The organism is Streptomyces sp. P1-3 (assembly GCF_050613155.1).
Classification (GTDB): domain Bacteria; phylum Actinomycetota; class Actinomycetes; order Streptomycetales; family Streptomycetaceae; genus Streptomyces.
Genome location: NZ_CP192512.1, coordinates 5052168 through 5078055, shown reverse-complemented (window position 1 = coordinate 5078055; position 25888 = coordinate 5052168). Strand labels below are relative to the sequence as shown.

1 protein-coding gene is annotated in these 25888 nt (G+C 74.3%); it reads right to left on the bottom strand.

All coding sequences use genetic code 11. The features are described from left to right. Positions 1-48 precede the first annotated feature (48 nt). Entirely contained in the window at positions 49-25884 is a 25836-nt protein-coding gene (locus ACQUSR_RS21785; protein ID WP_431044270.1) for a type I polyketide synthase, read from the bottom strand. Between the last annotated feature and the right edge of the window lie 4 nt (positions 25885-25888).

The window sequence follows — 25888 nt, the reverse complement described above, 5'->3', positions numbered from 1 at the left end:
TATCGGAATGTTCGTGGTTCGTCGGGGTGGTCGTCGGCCGGAGATGGGCTAGCCCTTGCCGAACCTCTTGTCGATGAAGTCGAAGAGTTCGTCGTCGCTGGCTTCTTCGAGCGCGGGTCCTTCCGCGCCGTCCGTCCCGTGCCTGGCGTCGTTCCACTTCGTCAGCAGCGACTGCAGGCGTACGGCGATCCGGGCGTGGGCCGCGTCGTCCTCCGCCACCGCCGCGAGGTCCTCGGGCGCCAGCGCGGACAGGGTGTCCTCCAGCCGCTCCAGCTCTGCCAGTACCGAGCTCCCGGTGTCCGCCGTCTCCGGCGCCACCTCCAGCCGCAGGTGCCGCGCGAGCGCCACCGGCGTCGGGTAGTCGTAGACGAGGGTGGCGGAGAGCCGCAGACCGGTGGACGCGCCCAGCCGGTTCCGCAGTTCCACGGCGGTGAGGGAGTCGAAGCCCAGCTCCTTGAACGCCTGCTCGGCGCCCACCTGGTCCTTCGACGCGTAGCCGAGGACGGCGGCCACCTGCCGGCGCACCAGGTCCAGGACGGTCCGCTCCTGCTCGGCCTCCGGCAGCCGTGCCAGCCGCTGGGCCAGCGACTCGGCGCCGGTGCCGGTCTCGGTGCCGGTCCCGGTGCCGCCGGTGCGGCCGCGCTCGGCGGCCCGGCGGACGGGGGTTCGTACGAGGCCGCGGAAGAGCGGCAGCAGGTCACCGGCCGCGGCGGCGGAGCGCAGCGTCGGCAGGTCCAGCCGTACGGGTACGAACACGGCCTCGCCGGTGTCGGCGGCGGTGCCGCCCGCGCCGGACAGCGCCGCGTCGAACAGGGCCAGGCCCTCCGCGGCGGACAGCGGCAGCACGCCGCCGCGGGCCACCCGGTCCAGGTCGGCCTCGCCGAGCCGGCCCGCCATGCCCCGTTCCTCGGCCCACATGCCCCAGACCAGGGAGGTGGCGGGGAGCCCGTGGGCGCGGCGGTGCCGGGCGAGGGCGTCGAGGAAGACGTTGGCCGCCGAGTAGCCGCCCTGGCCGGGGCTGCCCAGGGTGCCCGCCGCCGCCGAGAAGAGCACGAAGGCGCTCAGGTCGAGGTCGCGGGTCAACTCGTGCAGGGCGAGCGCGGCGTCGACCTTGGGCCGCAGCACGCGGTCCATCCGCTCCGGGGTCAGCAGGTCGATGACTCCGTCGTCCAGGACGCCCGCGGTGTGCACCACGGCCGTCAGCGGGCGCGTCGCCGCTACGCCCTTGAGCAGCGCGGCGAGCGCCGCGCGGTCGGCGGCGTCACACGCGACGACGGTCACCTGGGCACCCAGGTCGCCCAGTTCGGCGGTGAGTTCGGCCATGCCGTCGGCGGCGGGGCCGCGCCTGCTGACGAGCAGCAGATGGCGGGCGCCGTACGCGGTGACCAGGTGCCGGGCGAGCAGCCTGCCCAGACCGCCGGTGGCTCCGGTGACCAGGACGGTGCCCTCGGGGTCGAACGCGGCCGGGGCCGTACCGATCGTGGCCGGGGCCGAACCGTTCGAAGCCGAGGCGTTCGATGCCCTGACCCGCGCCAGGCGCGGTGCGTACACTTCTCCGTCCCGCAGCGCCAGTTCCGGTTCTCCGGTCGCCAGAGCGGCCGGGAGGTACGGGACGGACGCCTCGCCGTCGACGTCGAGGAGCAGGAACTGCCCGGGGTTCTCGGCCTGCGCCGAGCGGAGCAGGCCCCACAGCGGCGCGTGCACGAGGTCGTCGGCCTCGGCGTCCCCGGCCGCGGCGACCGCGCCCCGGGTGACGAGGACGAGCCGGGCGTCGCCCGTGCGGCCGCCGCTCAGCCAGTCCTGGAGCACGCCCAGGAGGCGGTGTGTGGCACGGTGCACGTCCTCGGCGAGGTCGCCGGTGCCGCCGTCCTCGGGGAAGAACGGCACCAGTACGGTCCGCGCGGCCGCGCGGCCAACGCCCTCGCCTTCGGCCTCGGCCAGCGATGCGAGGTCGTCGTACGACTCGGCGCGGAACCCGGCCGTCTCCAGCGTGACGCCCAGCTTGAGTTCCCCGCCGCCGATGACGGCGAAGCCGCCCGCGTCCTCCGGTCCGGTCGCGGACACCGGCAGCCGCGTCCACTCGACGCGGTACAGCGACTCGTGGCTCTGGGCGTCCGGGGCGGAGAACCGCTCGGGGTCGAGCGGCTGGGTGACCAGGGAGTCGACCGACGCGACGAGCGCGCCCGTCTCGTCGGCGACGGTCACGGACACGGCGCCGCCGTCCGCGCCCGTCGCCGCCGGTGCCAGCCGTACGCGCAGGGCGTCGGCGCCGACCGCGTGCAACGCCACTCCGCGCCACGCGAGCGGCACACGGCCGGGCTCCGCACCGTCGGCCAGGGCCAGCGGGTGCAACGCGGCGTCCAGCAGCGCCGGGTGCAGCGCGTAGCGCGCGGCCTCCGGCTGCCGCTCCTCGGGCAGCCGCACCTCGGCATAGATCTCGTCACCGAGGGACCAGGCCCGCCGCACGCCCTGGAAGGCGGGCCCGTACAGCAGTCCGGCCCCCGCCATGCGGGCGTAGAGGTCCTCGACCGCGACGGGCTGGGCGCCGGTGGGCGGCCACACCGCCAGATCGGGGAGCCCGGCGGGCACGGTGGCGGGACCGGCGGCCAGGACGCCGATGGCGTGCCGGGTCCACGGCCGGTCAGGCGTTCCGCCGCCGTCTCCGGCGTCCTGCGCGGTCCGCTCGGGACGCGAGTACACGGTCAGGGCGCGGCGGGCGGAGTCGTCCGGCTCTCCCCCGGCGCGGCGGCTGGGAGGTGCCCCCACCGAGACCCGCAGCTGGACTCCGCCGCGCTCCGGCAGGACCAGCGGCTCTTCCAGCGTCAGCTCCTCCAGCAGGCCGCAACCGGCCTGGTCGCCGGCGCGGACCGCCAGTTCCACGAAGGCGGTCGCGGGCAGCGGCACCGTCTCGGCCACCGCGTGGTCCGCCAGCCAGCCGTGCGACGGGAGCGAGATGCGGCCGGTGAAGAGCAGGCCGTCGGAGTCCGGCAGGTCCACCGCCGCGCCGAGCAGCGGGTGCCCGGCCGCGCCGAGGCCCATCGAGGCGACCTCGTCCAGGTGCAGTTGGGCGTCGACCCAGTACCGCCGGTGCTGGAAGGCGTACGTCGGCAGGGCCACGCGCCGCGCGCCGGTGCCGGCGAAGAACGCCTCCCAGTCCGCTGCCAGGCCCCGGACGTGGCCCCGGGCGAGGGCGCCGGTCAGCGTCTCCGCCTCCGGCCTGCCCTTGCGCAGCGCGGCCACGAACTCCGCGGCGCCGGGCTCGGTCAGGCAGTCCTGCCCGGCGGCCGTGAGGATGCCGTCGGGGCCCAGCTCCAGGTAGGTGGTGACGCCCTGGGCTTCGAGGGCACGGATGCCGTCCAGGAAACGGACCGCCTCCCGGACGTGTCGGACCCAGAAGCCGGCGGAGGTGATCTCCTCGGCGGAGACCACATCACCGGTCAGGTTCGACACGATCGGGATGCGCGGCGCCTTGTACGACAGCCCCTCCGCCACCTCGCGGAACGCGTCCAACATGCCGTCCATACGCGGCGAGTGGAACGCGTGGCTCACCGTGAGCCGCTTGGTCTTCCGGCCCTCGGCCTCGAACCGCGCCGCGACCTCCAACGCCACGTCCTCGTCACCCGCGATGACGACCGACACCGGACCGTTCAGGGCGGCGATGCTCACGCGCTCGTTCAGCAGCGGCAGCACCTCCTCCTCCGACGCCTGCACCGCGATCATCGCGCCACCGGCCGGGAGTTCCTGCATCAGACGACCACGGGCGGCGACCAGCGCGCAGGCGTCGGTCAGGGACAGCACCCCGGCGACGTGCGCGGCGGCAAGCTCACCGATCGAGTGCCCGGAGAGGAAATCGGCCTTCAGACCCCACGCCTCGACCAGACGGAACAGCGCCACCTCGACCGCGAACAGCGCGGGCTGCGTGTACGCCGTCTGGTCCAGCAGCTCGGCATCATCACCGAACAGCACGTCGTGCAGTGGCCGTTCGAGGTGCCGGTCCAGCTCCGCGCAGACCTCGTCCAGCGCGTCGGCGAACACCGGGTAGGCGTCGTACAGCTCACGGCCCATGCCGAGCCGCTGACTGCCCTGCCCCGTGAACAGGAACGCCACCTTGCCCTTGGTCACCGTGCCCTCGACCAGGCCCGGAGCCCCAGAAGGTGCCCCCAGCGCCAGCGCCTCCAGGCCGCGCAGCAGCCCTTCGCGGTCCGCCGCCGCCAGTACGGCCCGGTGGTCCAGGGACGTACGGGTCGTCGCCAACGAGTACGCCACGTCCGTGGCGCCCAGGGCGGTGCCGGTGGCCACGTGGGCCCGGAGCCGCTCGGCCTGGCCGCGCAGGGCAGCCGCGGTCTTGCCCGACAGCACCCACGGCACGACGGGCAGTTCCGCCGCGGGGGCGGTGGCGGCGCCCGGCTCCGGCTCTGCCGGGGCCGGTGCCTGCTCCAGCACGGTGTGCGCGTTCGTACCGCTGATGCCGAAGGCCGACACCGCGGCCCGGCGCGGGCGGCCGGTCTCCGGCCACTCCCGCGCCTCCGTCAGCAGCGCGATCTCGCCCGCCGACCAGTCGACGTGCGGCGTCGGCTCGTCCACGTGCAGCGTCCGCGGCAGCAGCCCGTGCTCCAGCGCCAGCACCATCTTCATCACACCGGCGACACCGGCGGCGGCCTGCGTGTGGCCGATGTTGGACTTGACGGAGCCGAGCAGCAGCGGCTGCCCCTCGGGGCGGTCCTGACCGTAGGTGGCGAGCAGGGCCTGCGCCTCGATGGGGTCGCCGAGCGTGGTGCCGGTGCCGTGCGCCTCGACCGCGTCCACGTCCGCCGTCGACAGCCCCGCGCTCGCCAGGGCCTGGCGGATCACCCGCTGCTGCGACGGACCGTTGGGGGCCGTCAGACCGTTGCTGGCACCGTCCTGGTTGATGGCGGAGCCGCGTACGAGGGCGAGCACCGGATGGCCGTTCCGGCGGGCGTCCGACAGCCGCTCCACCAGCAGCATGCCGACCCCCTCACCCCAGCCCGTACCGTCCGCACCCGCCGCGAAGGCCTTGATGCGGCCGTCGGCGGCCAGCCCGCGCTGGCGGCTGAAGTCCACGAACGAACCGGGGGTGGACATGACCGTCACACCACCGGCCAGCGCCAGCGAGCACTCGCCGTTGCGCAGCGCCTGGACGGCCATGTGCAGGGTGACCAGCGAGGAGGAGCAGGCCGTGTCGACCGTGACGGCCGGGCCTTCCAGACCCAGCGCGTACGAGACACGTCCCGACATCACGCTGGCCGCGTTGCCGACGCCCATGAAGCCGTCGGCACCGTCCTGCGAGTGGAGGACCAGGGACATGTAGTCCTGGCCGTTGGTGCCTGCGAAGACGCCGACGCGCCGGCCGCGCAGGGTGGCCGGGTCGATGCCGGCCCGCTCGATGGCCTCCCAGGAGGTCTCCAGCAGCAACCGCTGCTGCGGATCCATGGCGAGGGCCTCGCGCGGCGAGATGCCGAAGAAGGCGGCGTCGAAGTCGGCGGCGTCGTGCAGGAAGCCGCCCTCACGGACGTACGTGGTGTTCTCGCCCTCGGACTCCGGGTCGTACAGCGCCTCGGTGTCCCAGCCACGGTCGGCGGGGAAGCCGGTCACCGCGTCCTGCCCGGACGCCAGCAGCCGCCACAGCTCCTCGGGAGTACGGACCCCACCAGGGAAACGGCAGCTCATCGCCACGATCGCGATCGGGTCCGCGTCGACGGCGGCAAGCGGCGCGACGGGCGCGGCCTCGGCCACGTCCTCCGCCGCTTCCTGACCCAGGAGTTCTGTCCGGAGGTACGCGGCGAGCGCCGACGACGTCGGGTAGTCGTAGACGAGGGTGGGCGGCAGCCGCAGACCGGTGAGGGTGTTCAGCCGATTGCGCAGTTCCACGGCGGTCAGCGAGTCGAAGCCCAGCTCCTTGAACGCCCGGCTCTCCTCGACGGCCGCCGCGTCGGCGTGCCCCAGCACGTCCGCCACGGCGGACCGCACCAGTTCCAGCAGCGTCCGCTCGCGCTCCGCCGCCGACTGTCCGGCGAGTCGCTCGGCCAGCGAGGTCCCGTCCGCGCCGCCGTCGGCTGCCACCGCCGTACCGGAGACGGCGTCCGCGCCGCTCTCCAGCGCCTTACGGGCCTCCGGCAGCTCGGCGAGCAGCGGGCTCGGGCGCGACGCCGTGAAGCCCGGGGCGAGTCGTCCCCAGTCGATGTCCGCCACCGTCACCGCGGTCTCGTCCAGGTCCAGGGCCCGCTGCAGCGCGGCGATCGCCGACTCCGCCGCCATCGGCGGGACTCCGGCGCGTCGCATGCGCTGCTCAAGGGCCTCGTCGGCGGCCATCCCGCCCTCGGCCCACGGGCCCCAGGCGATCGATGTCGCCACGAGCCCGTCGGCACGGCGCCGCTCGGCCAACGCGTCCAGATAGGCGTTGGCGGCGGCGTAGTTGGCCTGACCCGCCGCGCCCATGGACCCGGCGATCGACGAGAAGAGGACGAACGCGGACAGGTCCACGTCCAGGTCACGGGTCAGCTCGTCGAGGTTGGCGGCGGCGTCGGCCTTCGCCCGCAGGACCGTGTCGAACCGCTCAGGAGTCAGCGCCTCCAGCACACCGTCGGCCAACACACCAGCCGCATGGAACACCGCCGTCAGCGGCGCCTCCACGGGCAACTTGGCCACGAGCCCGGCCAACGCATCGCGGTCCGCCACATCACACGCCGCGACCGTCACCCGCGCACCCGACGCCGCCAACTCGTCCCGCAGCTCCACCGCACCCGGTGCGTCCAGACCACGACGACTGGTCAGGACGACGTGCTCGGCGCCGTTGCCGACCAGCCAACGCGCGACCTGCGCGCCCAGCGCGCCCGTACCACCGGTCACCAACACCGAACCGGCACCCGGCTGCCACGTACGCCCACCGGTCGACAGCGCGGAGGCCCGCGTCAGACGGCGTCCGAAGACCCCTGTCGCACGGACCGCCACCTGGTCCTCGTCGCCGTCGCCCGCCAGCACGGTCGCCAGCCGGGACAGCGCCCGGTCGTCCGCCGCCCCGGGCAGGTCGACCAGACCGCCCCAGCGCTCGGGGAGTTCGAGGGCCGCGACCCGGCCCAGACCCCACACCCGCGCCTGCGCCGGATCCACAGCCGCGTCCGAACGGCCCACCGACACCGCACCCCGCGTAGCCACCCACAACGGGGCATCCACACCGGCATCACCCAGCGCCTGCACCAAGGCGACCGTACGCAGCAACCCGGCAGCCCCGTCGACAGCGAGCAGTGAGAACACACCCGCCACCGCCCTGTCGGCGACCGCCGCACGCAGCAGCTCGGCCACGCCGGACCGGTCCTCGGCACCGATCTCGACCCGCAGCACCTCGGCACCCCGCGCGGACAGCGCCCGCTCCGCCCCGGCGGCCCATGTGTCGGCGGCCCCCTCGGCGGGAACGACGACCAGCCACGTGCCGTGCGGCGCCCCCTCGGTGCGATCGGTCAGCGGCTTCCACGTCACCTGGTAGCGCCAGGCGTCGACCGTGGACCGCTCGGCCCGCTGGCGCCGCCACGACGACAGCATGGGCAGCACCGCGCTCAGCGAGGAGAGCGCGTCGGCGCCTTCGGACTCCAGCGTCCCGGCGAGGGCCTCCAGGTCCTCGCGCTCCACGGCCTCCCAGAAGCGGGCGTCGACCGCGTCCGTGTCCAGGGCCGTGGCGCCGTCCCGGAGTTCGTCCTCGGTGATCTCCACCCAGTAGCGCTGCCGCTGGAACGCGTACGTCGGCAACTCGACGCGGCGCGCGCCGGTCCCGGCGAAGAACGCGGCCCAGTCCAGGGCGAGGCCCCGGGTGTGCAGGCGGGCGAGCGCGCCGGTCAGCGCCTCGGCCTCGGGGCGCCCCTTGCGCAGCACGGGCGTGAAGGCCGCGCCCTCGCCGGTCACGCACTCCTGCGCCATCGCGGACAGCACCCCGTCCGGGCCCAACTCGACGTACGTCGTGACGCCCTGGCCTTCGAGGGTCCGTACGGCATCGACGAAGCGGACGGACTCGCGGACGTGCCGCACCCAGAAGTCGGCAGTCGCGATCTCATCAGCGGAGACCACGGCACCCGTCAGACCGGACACGATCGGAATACGCGGCGCCTCATACGACAACCCCTCGGCCACCGCACGGAACGCGTCCAACATGCCGTCCATACGGGGCGAGTGGAACGCGTGGCTGACAGCGAGCCGCTTGGTCTTCCGGCCCTCCGCCTCGAACCGCGCCGCGACCTCCAGCGCCACGTCCTCATCACCGGCGATGACCACAGAGGTCGGGCCGTTGAGGGCGGCGATGCTCACCCGATCGGAGAGCAGCGGCAGCACCTCCGCCTCCGACGCCTGGACCGCGATCATCGCGCCACCAGCCGGGAGTTCCTGCATCAAACGACCACGGGCCGCCACCAGCGCACACGCATCCGCCAGAGACAGCACACCCGCCACATGCGCGGCCGCCAGCTCACCAATCGAATGACCCGACAGGAAGTCCGCCCGCAAACCCCAGGCTTCCACCAGACGGAACAACGCCACCTCGACCGCGAACAACGCCGGCTGCGTATACCCCGTCTGATCCAACAGCGCCGCGTCCTCACCGAACAGAACATCCCGCAACGGCCGCTCAAGGTGCGCGTCCAGCTCCGCGCAGACCGCGTCCAGCACGTCCGCGAACACCGGATACGCCTCGTACAGCTCGCGGCCCATGCCCAGCCGCTGACTGCCCTGCCCCGTGAACAGGAACGCCGTCTTGCCTTCGGCGGTCGCGCCTTCGATCAGGCCGGGGGCGGATTCGCCCCGTACCAGGGCATCCAGGCCGCGCAGGAGTCCGTCGCGGCCGTCGGCGACCACCGCGGCCCGGCGCTCCAGCGCTGCCCTGCCGGTCGCCAGCGAGTACGCCACGTCCGTGGCGTCCAGGTCGGTGCCGGTGCCGAGGTGGGCCCGGAGCCGCTCGGCCTGGCCGCGCAGGGCGGCCGCGGTCTTGCCCGACAGCACCCACGGCACGACGGGCAGTTCCGCGACCGGACCGGCGGCGGGGGTCGGCTCCGGCGTCAGCGCGTCCGGTGTCAGCGCGTACGGCGTCGGAGGCTGCTCCAGGATGGTGTGCGCGTTGGTGCCGCTCACGCCGAACGAGGAGACACCGGCCCGGCGCGGACGGCCGGTCTCCGGCCACTCCCGCGCCTGCGTCAGAAGCTCGATGTCGCCCGCCGTCCACTCGACGTGCGGGGTCGGCTCGTCCACGTGCAGCGTCTGCGGCAGCACCCCGTACCGCATCGCCATCACCATCTTGATGATGCCCGCGACACCGGCCGCGGCCTGCGTGTGGCCGATGTTGGACTTGAGCGAGCCGAGCCACAGCGGCCGTCCCTCGGGGCGGTCCTGGCCGTAGGTGGCCAGCAGCGCCTGCGCCTCGATCGGGTCGCCGAGCGTGGTGCCGGTGCCGTGCGCCTCGACCGCGTCCACATCCGCCGTCGACAGTCCGGCGCTCGCCAGCGCCTGGCGGATCACCCGCTGCTGCGACGGACCGTTGGGAGCGGTGAGCCCGTTGCTCGCACCGTCCTGGTTGACGGCCGAGCCCCGCACGATCGCCAGCACCGGGTGCCCGTTCCTGCGCGCGTCGGACAGCCGCTCCACGAGCAGCATGCCCGCGCCCTCGGACCAGCCCGTGCCGTCGGCGGCGGCCGCGAACGACTTGCAGCGGCCGTCGCCGGACAGGCCGCCCTGGCGGCTGAAGTCCACGAAGGTGTCCGGGGTGGCCATCACCGTCACACCACCGGCCAGCGCCATGGAGCACTCGCCGTTGCGCAGCGCCTGCGCGGCCAGGTGCAGCGCGACCAGCGACGACGAGCACGCCGTGTCGATGGTGACGGCCGGGCCCTCCAGGCCGAAGGTGTAGGCGATACGGCCGGAGGCCACACTGCCCGCCGTACCGGTGCCCAGGTAGCCCTCCAGTCCCTCGGGGACGGCGGGCAGCCGCGTGATGTAGTCGTGGTACATCACACCGGCGAAGACACCCGTCTTGCTGCCGCGCACGGTCGCCGGGTCGATCCCGGCCCGCTCGAACGCCTCCCACGAGGTCTCCAGCAGCAGCCGCTGCTGCGGGTCCATGGCAAGGGCCTCGCGCGGGTTGATGCCGAAGAAGTCCGGGTCGAACTCGCCCGCGTCGTAGAGGAAGCCGCCCTCGATGGTGGAGCTGGTGCCGGACTGCCCGGCACCGTCGCTGTGCAGCGCGGCCAGGTCCCAGCCGCGGTCGGTCGGGAAGCCGGAGACGGCGTCGACCGCGCCCGTGACGAGCTGCCACAGCTCCTCGGGGCTGGTGACCCCGCCGGGGTAGCGGCAGCTCATGCCGACGATGGCGATCGGCTCGTCGTCATGGGCGACCGCGGCCACCGGAACGAGGTCCGCCGACCGCGCCCCCACGAGCTCGGTGCGCAGGTGGCGGGCGAGGACGGTCGGGTCCGGGTAGTCGAAGATCAGCGTGGCGGGCAGCCGCAGCCCGGTCACCGAGTTGAGGTGGTTACGGAGTTCGACCGCCGTGAGCGAGTCGAAGCCCAGCTCCTTGAACGCCCGCCCGGATCCGATCGTCTCCGGGCCCGCGTAACCGAGCACGGTCGCCACCTGGCCACGGACGAGGTCCAGCAGCACCCGCTCCTGCTCGGGCTCGCTCAGCCCCAGGAGCCGCTGCACCAGACCGGATTCGCCGGCACCGGCGGACACGGCGTTCACCGCACGCCGCGCCGGGACGCGGACCAGGCCGCGCAGCAGCGGCGAGACGGCGCCCGCCGCCTGCGTCCGCAGCACCGCGAGGTCCAGCCGCATCGGCACCAGCGTCGCGGCGCCGATCGGGAGCGCGGTGTCGAAGAGCCGCAGCCCTTCCGCCACGGACAGCGGGGGCACTCCGGCGCGCCGCATCCGTGCGACATCGGCGTCGTCGAGGCTGTCGCCCATGCCGCCTCCGGCCCACAGGCCCCACGCGAGCGCGCTCGCGGGCAGGCCGCGGGCGGCGCGGTGGGCGGCCAGCGCATCCAGGAAGACGTTGGCGGCCGCGTAGTTGCCCTGCCCCGGGCCGCCGAAGACACCGGCGGCCGACGAGAACAGCACGAAGGCGGTCAGGTCCAGGTCCTGGGTCAGCTCGTGCAGGTTCCACGCCGCGTCCACCTTCGGACGCATCACGTGCGCGAGACGCTCAGGCGTCAGCGAACCGATGACGCCGTCGTCCAGCACACCGGCGGTGTGCACGACGCCCGTCAGCGGGTGGGCGGTGGGGATCGCCGCGAGCGCGGCGGCCAGTGCCTCGCGGTCCGCCACGTCGCAGGCGGCCCAGCGCACCTCGGCACCCGACTCGGCGAGTTCGGCGGCCAGTTCGGTGGCACCGGGAGCCTGGTCGCCGCGCCGGCTGACCAGCAGCAGGTGCCGTACGCCGTGCTCGGCCACCAGATGGCGGGCGAACAGCCCGCCCAGCGAGCCGCTGGCACCCGTGACCAGCACCGTGCCCTCGGGGTTCCAGACCGGGGCGGCAGCGTCCACGTCGCCAGTGCCGGCGTCGGACAGGGCACGGGCACGGACGAGGCGCGGCGTCCTCAGGACACCCTCCCGTACCGCGAACTCCCGCTCTCCGGAGGCCAGCGCGGCGGGCAGCGCGCGCAACGAGTCCTCGTGGCCGTCGACATCGACCAGGACGAAGCGGTCCGGGTTCTCCGACTGCGCCGAGCGCAGCAGACCCCAAGCCGCGGCACCCGCCAGATCCTCCACCGGCTCACCGCCCCCGGCAGCCGCCACGGCCCCCGAGGTCAGCACCACCAGCGGCACATCGGCGAAGTGCTCGTCGGACAGCCAGTCCTGCACCAGCGCGAGCGCGTCAGCGGAGACCCGGTGCGCGGCGGCGGCCACGTCCTCGCCGCTCTCCGCCACCGTCGGGGACACGAAGACGGCCTCGGGCGCCGGGGCACCCGACGCGACCGCCTCGGCCAGCGCCGCCAGGTCCGCGTACACCGCCACCTCGGCACCGGCACCCGCCGCCAGTCCGAAGGCGTCGGCTCCCAGGACGGCCCAACGGCCGCCCTGCACGCCCACCTCGGCCGCGCCCGCCGACTCCGTCCACTCCACGTGGAAGAGCGACTCGTGGTACGCGGTACGGGCGGTCCGCAACTGCTCCGCCGAAACGGGACGCAGGACCAGCGACTCCACGGCCGCGACCGGCGCGCCGGTGGTGTCCGCGATCTCCAGCCGCACTCCGTCGGTGCCCTGCGGCGCCAACCGGACGCGCAGGGCGGCGGCGCCGCTCGCGTGCAGCGACACCCCGGTCCAGGCGAACGGCAGCCGCCCCTGGTCCTCCGTGCCGCCCAGGCCTCCCAGGCCGAGCGCGTGCAGCGCGGAGTCCAGCAGCGCCGGGTGCAGACCGAACAGGCCCGCCTCCTCCGCGGCCGTCTCCGGCAGCAGCACCTCGGCGAAGATCTCCCCGCCGCGCCGCCATGCCTTGCGCAGGCCCTGGAACACGGGACCGTAGGCGAAGCCGATGTCCAGCAGGTGGTCGTACCGTTCGTGGACCTCCACCTCGGCCGCGTCGGCCGGTGGCCACACGCTGAGGTCGAAGGACGCCTCCGGCTGCCCGCCCGAGGCCAGCACACCGCTGGCGTGCCGGGTCCACGGTCCCCCAGCGCGGCCGCTGGGAGGTGCCCCCACCTCGGCGGAGAGGCTCTCCGCACGGGAGTGCAGGGTCAGGGGGCGGCGGCCGGACTCGTCGGCCGTGCCGACCGCCAGCCGCAGCTGGACACCGCCCTGCTCGGGCAGCACCAGCGGAGCCTCCAGCGTCAGTTCCTCCAGGTGGTCGCAACCGACCTGGTCACCGGCGCGGATCGCCAACTCCACGAACGCCGTACCCGGCAGCAACACCGTGTCCAGGATGGTGTGGTCGGCGAGCCAGGGGTGGGTCGACAGCGCCAACCGGCCGGTGAACAGCAGACCGTCCGCGTCGGGCAGTTCGGCGCTGGCCCCCAGCAGCGGGTGCCCGGCCTCGCCCAGGCCCACGGCGGCGACATCGCCGAACGACAGCCACGACACGTTCGGCCAGTACCGCTGCCGCTGGAAGGCATACGTGGGCAGCTGCACCTGGCGGGCACCGGTGCCCGCGAAGTACGCGGCCCAGTCCACCGCCGCGCCACGCGCGTGCGCACGGGTGAGCGCTTCGGTCGACGACTCGGCCTCGGGCCTGCCCTTGCGCAGGACCGGAACGAACACGGCGGTGTCGCCGGTCACGCACTCCTGCCCCATCGCGGACAGCACCGCGTCCGGACCCAACTCGACGAAGGTCGTGACGTTCTGGGCTTCGAGGGCGCGGATGCCGTCCAGGAAACGGACCGCCTCCCGGACGTGTCGCACCCAGAAGCCGGCGGAGGCGATCTCCTCGGCGGAGACCACGGCACCGGTCAGGTTCGACACGATCGGGATCTTCGGGGCCGCATACGTGAGCCCCTCAGCGACCGTACGGAACGCCTCCAGCATCCCGTCCATACGCGGCGAGTGGAACGCGTGGCTCACCGTGAGCCGCTTCGTCTTACGACCCTGCGCCTCGAAGCGCGCCGCGACCTCCAGCGCCACCTCCTCGTCACCGGCGATGACCACGGAGGTCGGGCCGTTGAGGGCGGCGATGCCGACGCCCTCGGTGAGCAGCGGCAGCACCTCCTCCTCCGACGCCTGCACCGCGATCATCGCGCCACCGGCCGGGAGTTCCTGCATCAGACGACCACGGGCGGCGACCAGCGCGCAGGCGTCGGTCAGGGACAGCACTCCGGCGACGTGCGCGGCGGCAAGCTCGCCGATCGAGTGCCCGGAGAGGAAATCGGCCTTCAGACCCCACGCCTCGACCAGGCGGAACAGCGCCACCTCGACCGCGAACAGCGCGGGCTGGGTGAAACCGGTCTGGTCCAGCACGTCGGCGTCGTCACCGAACAGAACGTCCTTCAACGGCCGTTCGAGATGCCGGTCCAGCTCCGCGCAGACCGCGTCCAGCGCCTCCGCGAAGGCCGGGTAGGCGTCGTACAGCTCGCGGCCCATGCCCAGCCGCTGACTGCCCTGGCCCGTGAACAGGAACGCCACCTTGCCCGCGACAGCCGTGTCCGTGACGAGACCAGCCGCGTTGCGCCCCTCCGCCAGCGCCTCCAGGCCCGCCAGCAGACCCTCCCGGTCCCCGCCGACGACCGCCGCGCGCTCCTCGAAGGCAGCGCGGCCGACGGCCAGCGAGTAGCCGACGTCCGTCAGGTCGGCGTCCGTCGCGGTGGCCAGGTGGGTACGGAGCCGGTCGGCCTGCGCGCGCAGCCCGTCCCCGCTCTTGGCCGACAGGACCACCGGCAGGGCCGTCAGCGGCGTCGTGCCCGGGGCCGCCGCCACGTCCTCGTGGTCGGCGGTCGGCGCCTGTTCGATGATCGCGTGGGCGTTGGTGCCGCTGAAGCCGAAGGAGGAGATTCCGGCCCGGCGCGGCTGCCCGGTCTCGGGCCACGGCACTGGTTCGGTGAGCAGGGCGACCTGGCCCGCCGACCAGTCGACGTGCGGGGTCGGCTCGTCCACGTGCAGCGTCCGCGGGAGCACCCCGTGCTGCATCGCCAGGATCATCTTCATCACACCGGCGACACCGGCGGCGGCCTGGGTGTGGCCGATGTTGGTCTTGATGGAGCCCAGCCACAGCGGCTGGTCCTCAGGGCGGTCCTGGCCGTACGTGGCCAGCAGCGCCTGCGCCTCGATGGGGTCGCCGAGCTTCGTCCCCGTGCCGTGCGCCTCGACGGCGTCCACGTCGGTGGCCGACAGCCCGGCGCTCGCCAGGGCCTGGCGGATGACGCGCTGCTGGGACGGGCCGTTGGGGGCTGTGAGGCCGTTGCTCGCGCCGTCCTGGTTGACGGCGGAGCCCCGGACGACCGCCAGCACCGGGTGCCCGTTCCTGCGGGCGTCCGACAGCCGCTCCACCAGCAGCATGCCCACACCCTCACCCCAGCCCGTGCCGTCGGCGCCCGCCGCGAACGCCTTGACCCGGCCGTCGGCGGCCAGCCCGCGCTGACGGCTGAAGTCGACGAAGATGCCCGGGGTGGACATGACGGTGACGCCACCGGCCAGCGCCAGCGTGCACTCGCCGTTGCGCAGCGCCTGGATCGCCCAGTGCAGCGCGACCAGCGACGACGAGCACGCCGTGTCGACGGTGACCGCCGGACCCTCAAGACCGAAGGTGTACGCCAGGCGGCCGGAGACCACGCTCGCCGCGTTGCCCGTACCCATGTGCCCCTCAAGGCCCTCGGGTCCGTTCATCAGCAGGGACAGGTAGTCCTGGCCGTTGGTGCCGACGAAGACGCCGGCCTGGCTGCCGCGCAGCGTCGCCGGGTCGATGCCCGCCCGCTCGAACGCCTCCCACGACGTCTCCAGCAGCAACCGCTGCTGCGGGTCCATCGCCAGCGCCTCACGCGGCGAGATCCCGAAGAACGCCGGGTCGAAGTCGGCGGCGGTGTCCAGGAAGCCGCCCTCGCGGGCGTATGAGGTGCCCTCGACGTCCGGGTCCGGGTTGTAGAGCCGCTCCAGGTCCCAGCCGCGATCCGCGGGCATGCCCGAGATCGTGTCCTCGCCGGACACCAGGAGTCGCCACAGCTCCTCGGGGGTGCGGACCCCGCCGGGGAAGCGGCAGCTCATCGCGACGATCGCGATCGGGTCCTCGGACACCGCCGTGACGGTGGGGCCGGTGACGGCGGCCTGTTCGCCGAGCAGCTCGGTGAGGAGGTGGTCGGCGAGGGCGAGCGGGGTCGGGTAGTCGTAGATGAGCGTGGCCGGGAGCCGCAGCTCGGTCACGGCGTTGAGGCCGTTCCGCAGTTCGACGGCGGTCAGCGAGTCGAACCCGATCTCCCTGAACGCCCGGTCCGCGGCGACGTCCGCCACGTCGGCGTGGCCGAGTACGTCCGCGACGTGCGTGCGGACGAGGTCGAGGAGGACGCTCTTCCGCTCCGTCTCGGAGGGGAGGGCGACGAGCCGGCGGGCGAGCGAGGAGGCCGTTTCGGCGGCTTCCGCGTCGTTCCCGTGCCGCGCCCCGTGTCCGGCGCCGTCCCGCGCGGCCTCGGCGCGGCGCACCTCGGCCAGGTCCGCCAGCAGGGCGCTCGGCCGGACGGCGGTGAAGCCGGGCGCGAACCGCTCCCAGTCGATGTCCGCGACGGTGACGACCGTGTCGTCCTGGTCGAGGGCCTGCTGGAGCGCGCTCATCGCGAGCCCGGCGTCCATCGGCGGCACGCCGCCGCGCCGCATCCGCTGCTCCAGGGCCTCGTCGGCGGCCATCCCGCCCGCGGCCCACGGACCCCACGCGATCGAGGTCGCCGCGAGGCCCTCGGCCCGGCGCCGCTCGGCGAGCGCGTCCAGGAACGCGTTCGCCGCCGCGTAGTTGGCCTGTCCGGCCGCGCCGACCGTACCGCTCGTCGACGAGAAGAGGACGAACGCGGACAGATCCAGGTCGCGGGTCAGCGCGTCCAGGTTGGCCGCGGCCTCGGCCTTCGCCCGCAGCACGGAGGCGAACCGCTCGGGAGTGAGCGCGTCCAGCACACCGTCGTCGAGCACACCGGCCGCATGCACCACGGCCGTCAGCGGAAGGTCTTCCGGCAGCCCGGCCAGCAGCCCGGCCAGCGCGTCCCGATCGGCCACATCACACGCCGCGACCGTCACCCGCGCCCCGGAGGAGGCGAGTTCGTCCCGCAGCTCCACCGCACCCGGCGCGTCCAGACCACGACGGCTGGTCAGCACGACATGCTCGGCACCGCTGTCGACCAGCCAACGGGCCACATGCGCACCCAGCGCACCCGTACCACCCGTCACCAGGACCGAACCCCGCGGCCGCCACGCCTCGGACTCCGCCACCGGCGTCCCGACAGCGGCGCGTGCGATACGGCGTGCCAGGACGCCGGAAGCACGGACCGCCACCTGGTCCTCACCGCTGCCGCCCGCCAGCACCCCGGCCAGCCGAGACAGGACCCGGTCGTCCGCCGTCTCGGGCAGGTCCACCAGACCGCCCCAACGCTCGGGGAGTTCGAGAGCCGCGACCCGGCCCAGACCCCACACCGGCGCCTGAACGAGATCCACCACCGCATCCGAACGACCCACCGACACCGCACCCCGCGTGGCCACCCACAACGGCGCACCGATCTCCGCGTCGCTCAGCGCCTGCGTCAACGCCACGGTACGCAGCAGGCCTCCGGCACCCTCGACGGCCAGCAGCGAGAACACACCCGCCACAGAACCGTCGACAACCGCCGCGCGCAGCAGCTCGGCGACACCGGCACGCTCCTCGGCACCGATCTCGACTCTCAGGACCTCGGCACCCCGCGCGGACAGCGTCCGCTCCACCCCGGCAGCCCAGTCTTCTGCGGCACCGCCGGCGGGCACGGCCACCAGCCAGGTCCCGGAGAACCGCGCCGTGGTCCCCAGGGCCAGCGGCTTCCACGTCACGCGGTAGCGCCAACCGTCGACGCCGGTCGGCGCGAGGCTGCGCACCGGCTCTTCCGGCCAGTAGCGGCGACGCTGGAAGGCATACGTGGGCAGCTCCACGCGCTGAGCACCGGACCCGGCGAAGAACGCCGCCCAGTCCACACCGGCACCCCGGACATGCACCTGCCCGAGGGCTGCTGTGAGGGTCTCGGCCTCGGGGCGGCCACCGCGCAGCACGGGGACGAAGGCGGCAGCGTCGCCGGTCACGCACTCCTGCCCCATCGCGGACAGCACCCCGTCCGGGCCCAACTCCACGAAGGTGGTGACGCCCTGGGCTTCGAGGGTGCGTACGGCATCGACGAAGCGGACCGCCTCGCGGACGTGCCGCACCCAGAAGTCAGCGGAGGTGATCTCCTCGGCAGAGACCAGCTCGCCGGTCAGGCTCGACACGATCGGGATACGCGGCGCCTCGTACGACAACCCCTCGGCGACCGTACGGAAGGCGTCCAACATGCCGTCCATACGCGGCGAGTGGAACGCGTGACTGACGGCGAGCCGCTTGGTCTTCCGCCCCTGAGCCTCGAACCGCGCCGCGACCTCCAACGCCGCGTCCTCATCACCGGCGACGACGACAGAGGTCGGGCCGTTGAGGGCGGCGATGCCGACGCCCTCGGTGAGCAGCGGCAGCACCTCCTCCTCGGATGCCTGGACCGCGATCATCGCGCCACCGGCGGGCAGCTCCTGCATCAGACGGCCACGCGCCGCCACCAGCACACACGCGTCCGCCAGCGACAACACACCCGCCACATGCGCGGCCGCCAACTCGCCGATCGAGTGCCCGGAGAGGAAGTCGGCGCGCAGCCCCCATGCCTCGACCAGGCGGAACAGCGCCACCTCGACCGCGAACAGCGCGGGCTGGGTGAAGCCGGTCTGGTTCAGCAGGTCGGCGTCCGCGCCGAACAGCACACCCTTCAGCGGCTGCTCAAGGTGCCCGTCCAGCTCCGCGCACACCGCGTCCAGCGCCTCCGCGAACACCGGATACGCCTCGTACAGCCCACGGCCCATGCCGAGCCGCTGGCTGCCCTGCCCCGTGAACAGGAACGCCGTCTCGCCGCCGGTCACCGAGCCCTGCACGAGGCCCTGCGCCGTCGGCTCACCCGCCGCCAGGGCCGCCAGCCCGCGGAGCAGCCCGTCACGGTCCTCGACGGCCAGCACGACGCGGTGGTCCAGCCCGGCGCGGCCGGTGGCCAACGCGCAGGCGACACCCGCCGGTTCGAGACCGGCGTCCGAGGTCAGGTGCGCGTGCAGCCGCTCCGCCTGCGCGCGCAGCGCGTCCGCGCCCTTTGCCGACAGCAGGTACGGCAGCACCGGCGGCAGCGATCCGTCCGCCGACCGCACCGGCGCCCCCTCGGCGGCCGGGGCCTGCTCGATGATCGTGTGCGCGTTGGTGCCGCTGATACCGAACGAGGAGACGGCGGCCCGGCGCGGGCGGCCGGTCTCCGGCCACTCCCGCGCCTGCGTCAGCAGCTCGATCTCGCCCGCCGCCCAGTCCACGTGCGGGGTCGGCTCGTCCACATGCAGCGTCTGCGGCAGCACGCCGTGGCGGATCGCCATCACCATCTTGATGATTCCGGCGACACCGGCGGCGGCCTGGGAGTGGCCGATGTTGGACTTGATGGAGCCGAGCCACAGCGGCTGGTCCTCAGGGCGGTCCTGGCCGTAGGTGGCCAGCAGCGCCTGCGCCTCGATGGGGTCGCCCAGCGTCGTCCCCGTACCGTGCGCCTCGACCACGTCCACGTCGGCGGTCGTGAGCCCGCCGCTGACCAGCGCCTGGCGGATGACGCGCTGCTGCGACGGGCCGTTCGGCGCCGTCAGGCCGTTGCTGGCACCGTCCTGGTTGACGGCCGAGCCACGGACGACCGCCAGCACGGGGTGCCCGTTGCGGCGGGCGTCGGAGAGCCGCTCCACGAGCAGCATGCCGACGCCCTCGCCCCAGCCGGTGCCGTCGGCGGCGGCCGCGAACGACTTGCAGCGGCCGTCGGCGGCGAGGCCGCGTTGGCGGCTGAACTCGGTGAACGTGCCGGGCGTCGACATGACGGTGACACCGCCCGCGAGCGCCATGGAGCACTCGCCCTGCCGCAGCGCCTGGATCGCCCAGTGCAGGGCGACCAGCGACGACGAGCACGCGGTGTCGACGGTGACCGCCGGGCCCTCCAGACCGAAGGCGTAGGCGATCCGGCCGGACATGACGCTGCCCGCGTTGCCGGTCATCACATGTCCGGCGACCTCGGCCCCGGCCTCTTCCAGGCCCGCGTCGTAGCCGCTGTAGGCGGCGCCCACGAAGACTCCGGCGCGGCTTCCGCGCAGCGTGTCCGCGTCGATGCCGGCGCGCTCGAAGACCTCCCACGAGGTCTCCAGCAGCAGCCGCTGCTGCGGGTCCATCGCCAGCGCCTCACGCGGCGAGATCCCGAAGAACGCCGCGTCGAAGCGGTCCGCGTCGTGCAGGAAGCCGCCGGTGCGGGCGTAGTCGGCGTCCGCCGCGTCCGCGCCTTCGGCATGGTGGCTCTCCCAGCTCTCCCAGCCGCGGTTGACCGGGAAGCCGGAGATCGCGTCCGTGCCGGTGGTCACGAGCTGCCACAGGTCCTCGGGCGAGTGCACGTCGCCGGGGTAGCGGCAGCTCATCGCGACGATCGCGATGGGGTCGTCGGCGACGACGACCGCGCCCGTGGTGTCCGCGCCCGCGTCCTCGGCGTCCTGGTCGGCGTCCGCACCGAGGAGTTCGGCGCGCAGGTGGTCCGCGAGGGAGGTGGGGTTCGGGTGGTCGTAGACGATCGTCGTGGGCAGGCGCAGCCCGGTGGCGGTGGACAGCCGGTTGCGGAACTCGACCGCGGTCAGCGAGTCGAAGCCCAGTTCCTTGAAGGCCCGGCCCGGCTCGACGGCGTCCCGGGAGGTGTGTCCCAGCGCCGTTGCCGCCTGGGTGCGGACCAGGTCCAGCAGCGCGCGCCGCCGTTCCGGCGCGGAGCGTGCGAGCAGCCGCTGCGCCAGGGACGTGCCGGCCGCGGCCTGGTCGTCGGCAGCGGCGACGCGCCGTCCCGTCGTGGGGATCAGTACGCGCAGCAGGGCGGGGACCGGGTCCGTGCCGATGGCGGTGCGCATCGCCGTCAGGTCCAGGCGGGCGGGGATCAGGGTGGCGCGGCCGGTGCGGCGGGCGGCGTCGAACAGCGCCATGCCCTCGTCGTCGGCGAGCGCGCCCATGCCGTGCCGGGCCATGCGCGCCAGGTCGGCGTCCCGCAGGCCGCCGGTGATGCCGCTGGCCCCGGCCCACAGGCCCCAGGCCAGGGAGGTGGCGGGCAGCCCGTGGGCGTGCCGGTGCTGGGCGAGCGCGTCGAGGAAGACGTTGGCCGCCGCGTAGTTGGCCTGGCCCGCGTTGCCGAACGTACCGGCGATGGCCGAGAACAGGACGAACGCCGACAGGTCGAGGTCGCGGGTCAGCTCGTGCAGGTGCCATGCGGCGTCGAGCTTGGGGCGCAGGACGCGGTCGACGGCGTCCGGCGTCAGGGCCGCCACCGTGCCGTCGTCCAGCACACCGGCGGTGTGGACGACGGCGGTGAGCGGGTGCGCGGCCGGGACGGCGGCCAGGGTCGCCGCCAGGGCGTCGCGGTCGGCGGCGTCGCAGGCGGCGAACGTGACCTCGGCCCCCTGCGCGCCCAGTTCGGCCGCCAGCTCGGCGGCGCCGTCGGCCTCGGCACCGCGACGGCTGGTGAGCAGCAGGTGGCGTGCGCCGTGCTCGGCGACCAGGTGCCGAGCGACGAGCCGGCCCAGGGTGCCGGTGCCGCCGGTGATGAGGACGGTGCCGTGGGGGTCCAACGCGGGGATCCGGACGGTGCCACCGCCCCCGGCGGCGGCACCGGTGACCGGTCGGGGGTCGGAGGCCGGGCCCGGGTCGGCCGCAAGGCCGGTCCCGGTAGCCGGGCCGGACTCGGCCGCCCGGCCGGACGGGGTGGCCGGGCCGGATCCCTCGGCTACGCGGGACGCGACGGACGCCTGTGGCCCGGCACCGGTGCCGGGCTCGACGGCGGCGTCGGCCCGACTTGCGGCACCGGCCACCACGCCGGACCCGGCGGCAGTGGACCCAGTGGATCCAGTGGGCCCACTCGCCGCCTCGCCGCGCGCCGGCTCCGGCGCCGGGGCGCGGACCAGGCGCGGCGCCAGGGCGCGGCCCGCGCGCAGTGCCAGTTCCGGTTCTCCCTCGGCGTGACCGTGGCCCAGGGCCAGCGTCAGGGCGCCGGGAAGGGCGGCGGTCGAAGCGGCCTCCGTGTCGAGGTCGATCAGGACGAAGCGGCCCGGGTTCTCGGTCTCCGCCGTGCGCAGCAAGCCCCACAGGGCCGCGTGCGCGAGGTCGGTGACGTCGTCATCCGATGCGGCCGCGACCGCGCCGCGGGTCAGCACGGCCAGCCGCGAGCCCGCCAGCCGTTCGTCGGTCGTCCAGTTCCGCACCAGGTCCAAGCCCCGGTGCGCCGCCTGGTGCGCGGCCGCGACGAGGTCTTCGGAGGCGTACGGGGCAGTGAAGGCGGCGAGGACGAGGTCCGGCGCGGCGATGTCCCCCGCGTCGACGGCCGCGCCCAGAGCCGCCAGGTCCGGGTAGGAGGCGGTGGCGAGTCCGGCCTCGGCCAGTGCCTCGGCCAGGCCGAAGGGGTCCTGGCCCAGGACGACGGGCCGCACGTCGGCGGCCGGCCCGGCCTCGGCGGCGCGCGGGGCCACCCAGTCGAGTTGGTAGAGGTGGCGCTGGCCGGTACCGAACGCGGCACCGAAGGCGCCCTCCGGCAGCGGACGCAGACTCAGGCTGTCGACGGTGCCGACGGGCAGCCCGGTGGCGTCGGCGAGCGTAAGGGACAGCGTGCCGTCGGCGGCGGGCGCGATCCGTACCCGGAGCGCGGCGGCGCCCACCGCGTGCAGGGACACGCCCTGCCACACCTCGGGGAGCCGGGCTCCGTCGCGGCCGTACGCCGGGTGCAGCGCGGCGTCCAGCAGCGCCGGGTGCAGGGCGAAGCGGCGTGCGCCGGGCTCGGTGTCCTCGGGCAGCCGGACCTCGGCGAACAGTTCGGCGCCACGCCGCCAGGCGGTCGTGAGGCCCTGGAACACCGGCCCGTGCCCGAGCCCGGCCGCGGCGAGTTCCGCGTAGAGCCCGTCGGTGCCGATCGGTTCGGCGCCGGGCGGCGGCCACTCGGCCAGGTCGGGCGACGGCTGCCGGACCCCGGTGGCGAGGACGCCGACGGCGTGCCGGGCCCACGGCGAGTCGGGGCCGGCGTCTTCCGTGCGGGAGGAGACGGTGACCGGGCGGCGCCCGGCGTCGTCCGGCGCCCCGACCTCCAGCTGGATCCGCACCCCGCCGCGCTCGGGCAGTACCAGCGGCGCTTCCAGGGTCAGTTCGTCCAGGTGGTCGCATCCGACCTGGTCACCGGCGCGGATCGCCAGTTCCACGAAGGCCGTACCCGGAAGCAGCACCGCTCCCATGACGGTGTGATCGGCGAGCCACGGGTGGGTGTCGAGGCCGAGCCGCCCCGTGAACAGGAAGCCGTCGGTCACGGCGAGCGGCACGGCCGCGCCCAGCAGCGGATGGTCCGCCGCCTCCAGGCCCGCGGACGTCACATCGCCGACCCGGGCCCCCGGCTCCAGCCAGAACCGCTGGCGCTGGAAGGCGTACGTGGGCAGATCGACCGTACGGGCGCCGAGCCCCGCGAAGACCCGCTCCCAGTCCAGCGGCACGCCGCGGACGTGCGCGCGGGCGAGGGCCGTGGTCAGCGCCTCGGCCTCCGGCCTGCCCTTGCGCAGGACGGGCACGAACGCGGCACCCTCGCCGGTCACGCACTCCTGCCCCATCGCGGACAGCACTCCGTCCGGGCCCAACTCGACGAAGATGGTGACCTTCTGGGCTTCGAGGGTGCGAACGCCGTCAAGGAAACGGACGGACTCGCGGACGTGCCGCACCCAGAAGTCGGCGGTCGCGATCTCCTCGGCGGAGACCAGGTCACCCGTCAGACACGACACGATCGGGATCCGCGGGGCCTCGTACGTCAGCCCCTCGGCGACCGTACGGAACGCGTCCAACATGCCGTCCATACGGGGCGAATGGAACGCGTGGCTGACGGCGAGCCGCTTGGTCTTCCGGCCGTCGGCCTCGAACCGCGCCGCGACCTCCAGCGCCGCGTCCTCGTCACCGGCGATGACGACCGACGCCGGACCGTTGAGGGCGGCGATGCTCACCCGCTCGTCGAGGAGCGGGAGCACCTCCGCCTCCGACGCCTGGATCGCGATCATCGCGCCACCGGCCGGGAGTTCCTGCATCAGACGCCCACGGGCCGCCACCAGCGCACACGCGTCCGCCAGGGACAACACACCCGCCACATGCGCGGCCGCCAGCTCACCGATCGAATGACCCGACAGGAAGTCAGGCTTCAGCCCCCAGGCTTCCACCAACCGGAACAGCGCCACCTCGACCGCGAACAGCGCGGGCTGGGTGAAGGCCGTCTGATCCAGCAGCCCGGCGTCCTCACCGAACAGCACATCGCGCAGCGGCCGTTCCAGGTGCGCGTCCAGCTCCGCGCAGACCGCGTCCAGCGCCTCCGCGAACACCGGATACGCCTCGTACAACTCACGGCCCATCCCCAGCCGCTGGCTGCCCTGCCCCGTGAACAGGAAGGCGAGCTTCCCCGTCACCGGCGAACCCTGCACCAGGCCTGGCGCGCTCGAGTCCTCGGCCAGGGCGTCCAGTCCGGCCAGGAAGCCGTCCTCGTCACCCGCGACGATCACCGCGCGGTGGTCGAAGGCGGCGCGGGTGGTCGCCAGCGAGTAGCCGATGTCGGCGAGGCCGGACACGGGGTGCTCGGCGTCGCGCAGGTAGTCCCGCAGCCGCGCGGCCTGGGCGCGGGCCGCCGCACCGCCGCGCCCGGACAGCACCCACGGCAGGACGGGCGGCAGGGCGGCGGCGGACGTGTCGGTCGCGGCGCCGGACGGGGCGCCGGACGCGGGCTGCGCCGCGGCCGGTTCGGCCTCGGGTGCCTGCTCGATGACGGTGTGCACGTTGGTGCCGCTGACGCCGAACGACGACACACCGGCCCGGCGCGGGCGGCCGGTCTCCGGCCACGGCCGGGCCTCGGTCAGCAGCGACACCTCGCCCGCCGACCAGTCGACGTGCGGGGTCGGCTCGTCCACGTGCAGTGTCCGCGGAAGCACGCCGTGCCGCATCGCCATGACCATCTTGATGACGCCCGCGACACCCGCCACGTTCTGGGTGTGGCCGATGTTCGACTTCAGGGAGCCCAGCCACAGCGGCTGCCCCTCCGGCCGTTCCTGGCCGTACGTGGCCAGCAGCGCCTGCGCCTCGATCGGGTCACCCAGCGTCGTGCCCGTGCCGTGCGCCTCCACCGCGTCCACGTCGGTGGGCGCGAGCCGGGCGTTCTCCAGGGCCTGGCGGATGACACGCTGCTGGGCGGGGCCGTTGGGCGCGGTCAGACCGTTGCTCGCGCCGTCCTGGTTGACCGCCGAGCCGCGCACGACGGCCAGCACCTGGTGACCGTTGCGCCGGGCGTCCGACAGCCGCTCCACCAGCAGCACGCCGACGCCCTCACTCCACCCCGTACCGTCGGCGGCGGCCGCGAAGGACTTGCAGCGGCCGTCGGCGGACAGTCCGCGCTGGCGGCTGAACTCCACGAAGACGTCCGGGGACGACAGCACGGTCACACCGGCGGCGAGGGCGAGCGAGCACTCGCCGTGCCGCAGCGCCTGGACCGCCATGTGGAGGGCGACCGAGGAGGACGAGCAGGCGGTGTCGATGGTGGCCGCCGGGCCTTCGAGGCCGAAGGCGTACGAGAGCCGTCCGGAGACGACGCTGGAGGCGGTACCGGTGAGCAGATGGCCCTCGACGCCCTCCGGCAGGTCGTACTCGCCCGCCCCGTACGCCTGGGCGGAGGCGCCGACGAACACGCCCGCGCGGGAGCCGCGTATCGAAGCCGGGTCGATCCCGGCCCGCTCGAACGCCTCCCACGAGGTCTCCAGGAGCAACCGCTGCTGCGGGTCCATGGCGAGGGCCTCGCGCGGCGAGATGCCGAAGAAGTCCGGGTCGAACTGTCCGGCGTCGTGCAGGAAGCCGCCCCCGCGGGCGTAGAAGGTGCCCTCGTGCTCGGGGTCGGGGTCGTACAGCGACTCGATGTCCCAGCCCCGGTCGTCGGGGAAGCCGGAGATGGCGTCCTGGCCGCCCGCGACGAGCTGCCACAGCTCCTCCGGGGAGCGCACGCCCCCGGGGAACCGGCAGCTCATGCCGATGATGGCGATCGGTTCCCGGGACGCCTCGGTCAGCTGCTGGTTCTGCCGCCGCAGCCGGTCGGTCTCCTTCAGCGAGGCCCGCAGCGCTTCAACGAGTTTGTCGTTGGGGGTTGTCATCTGT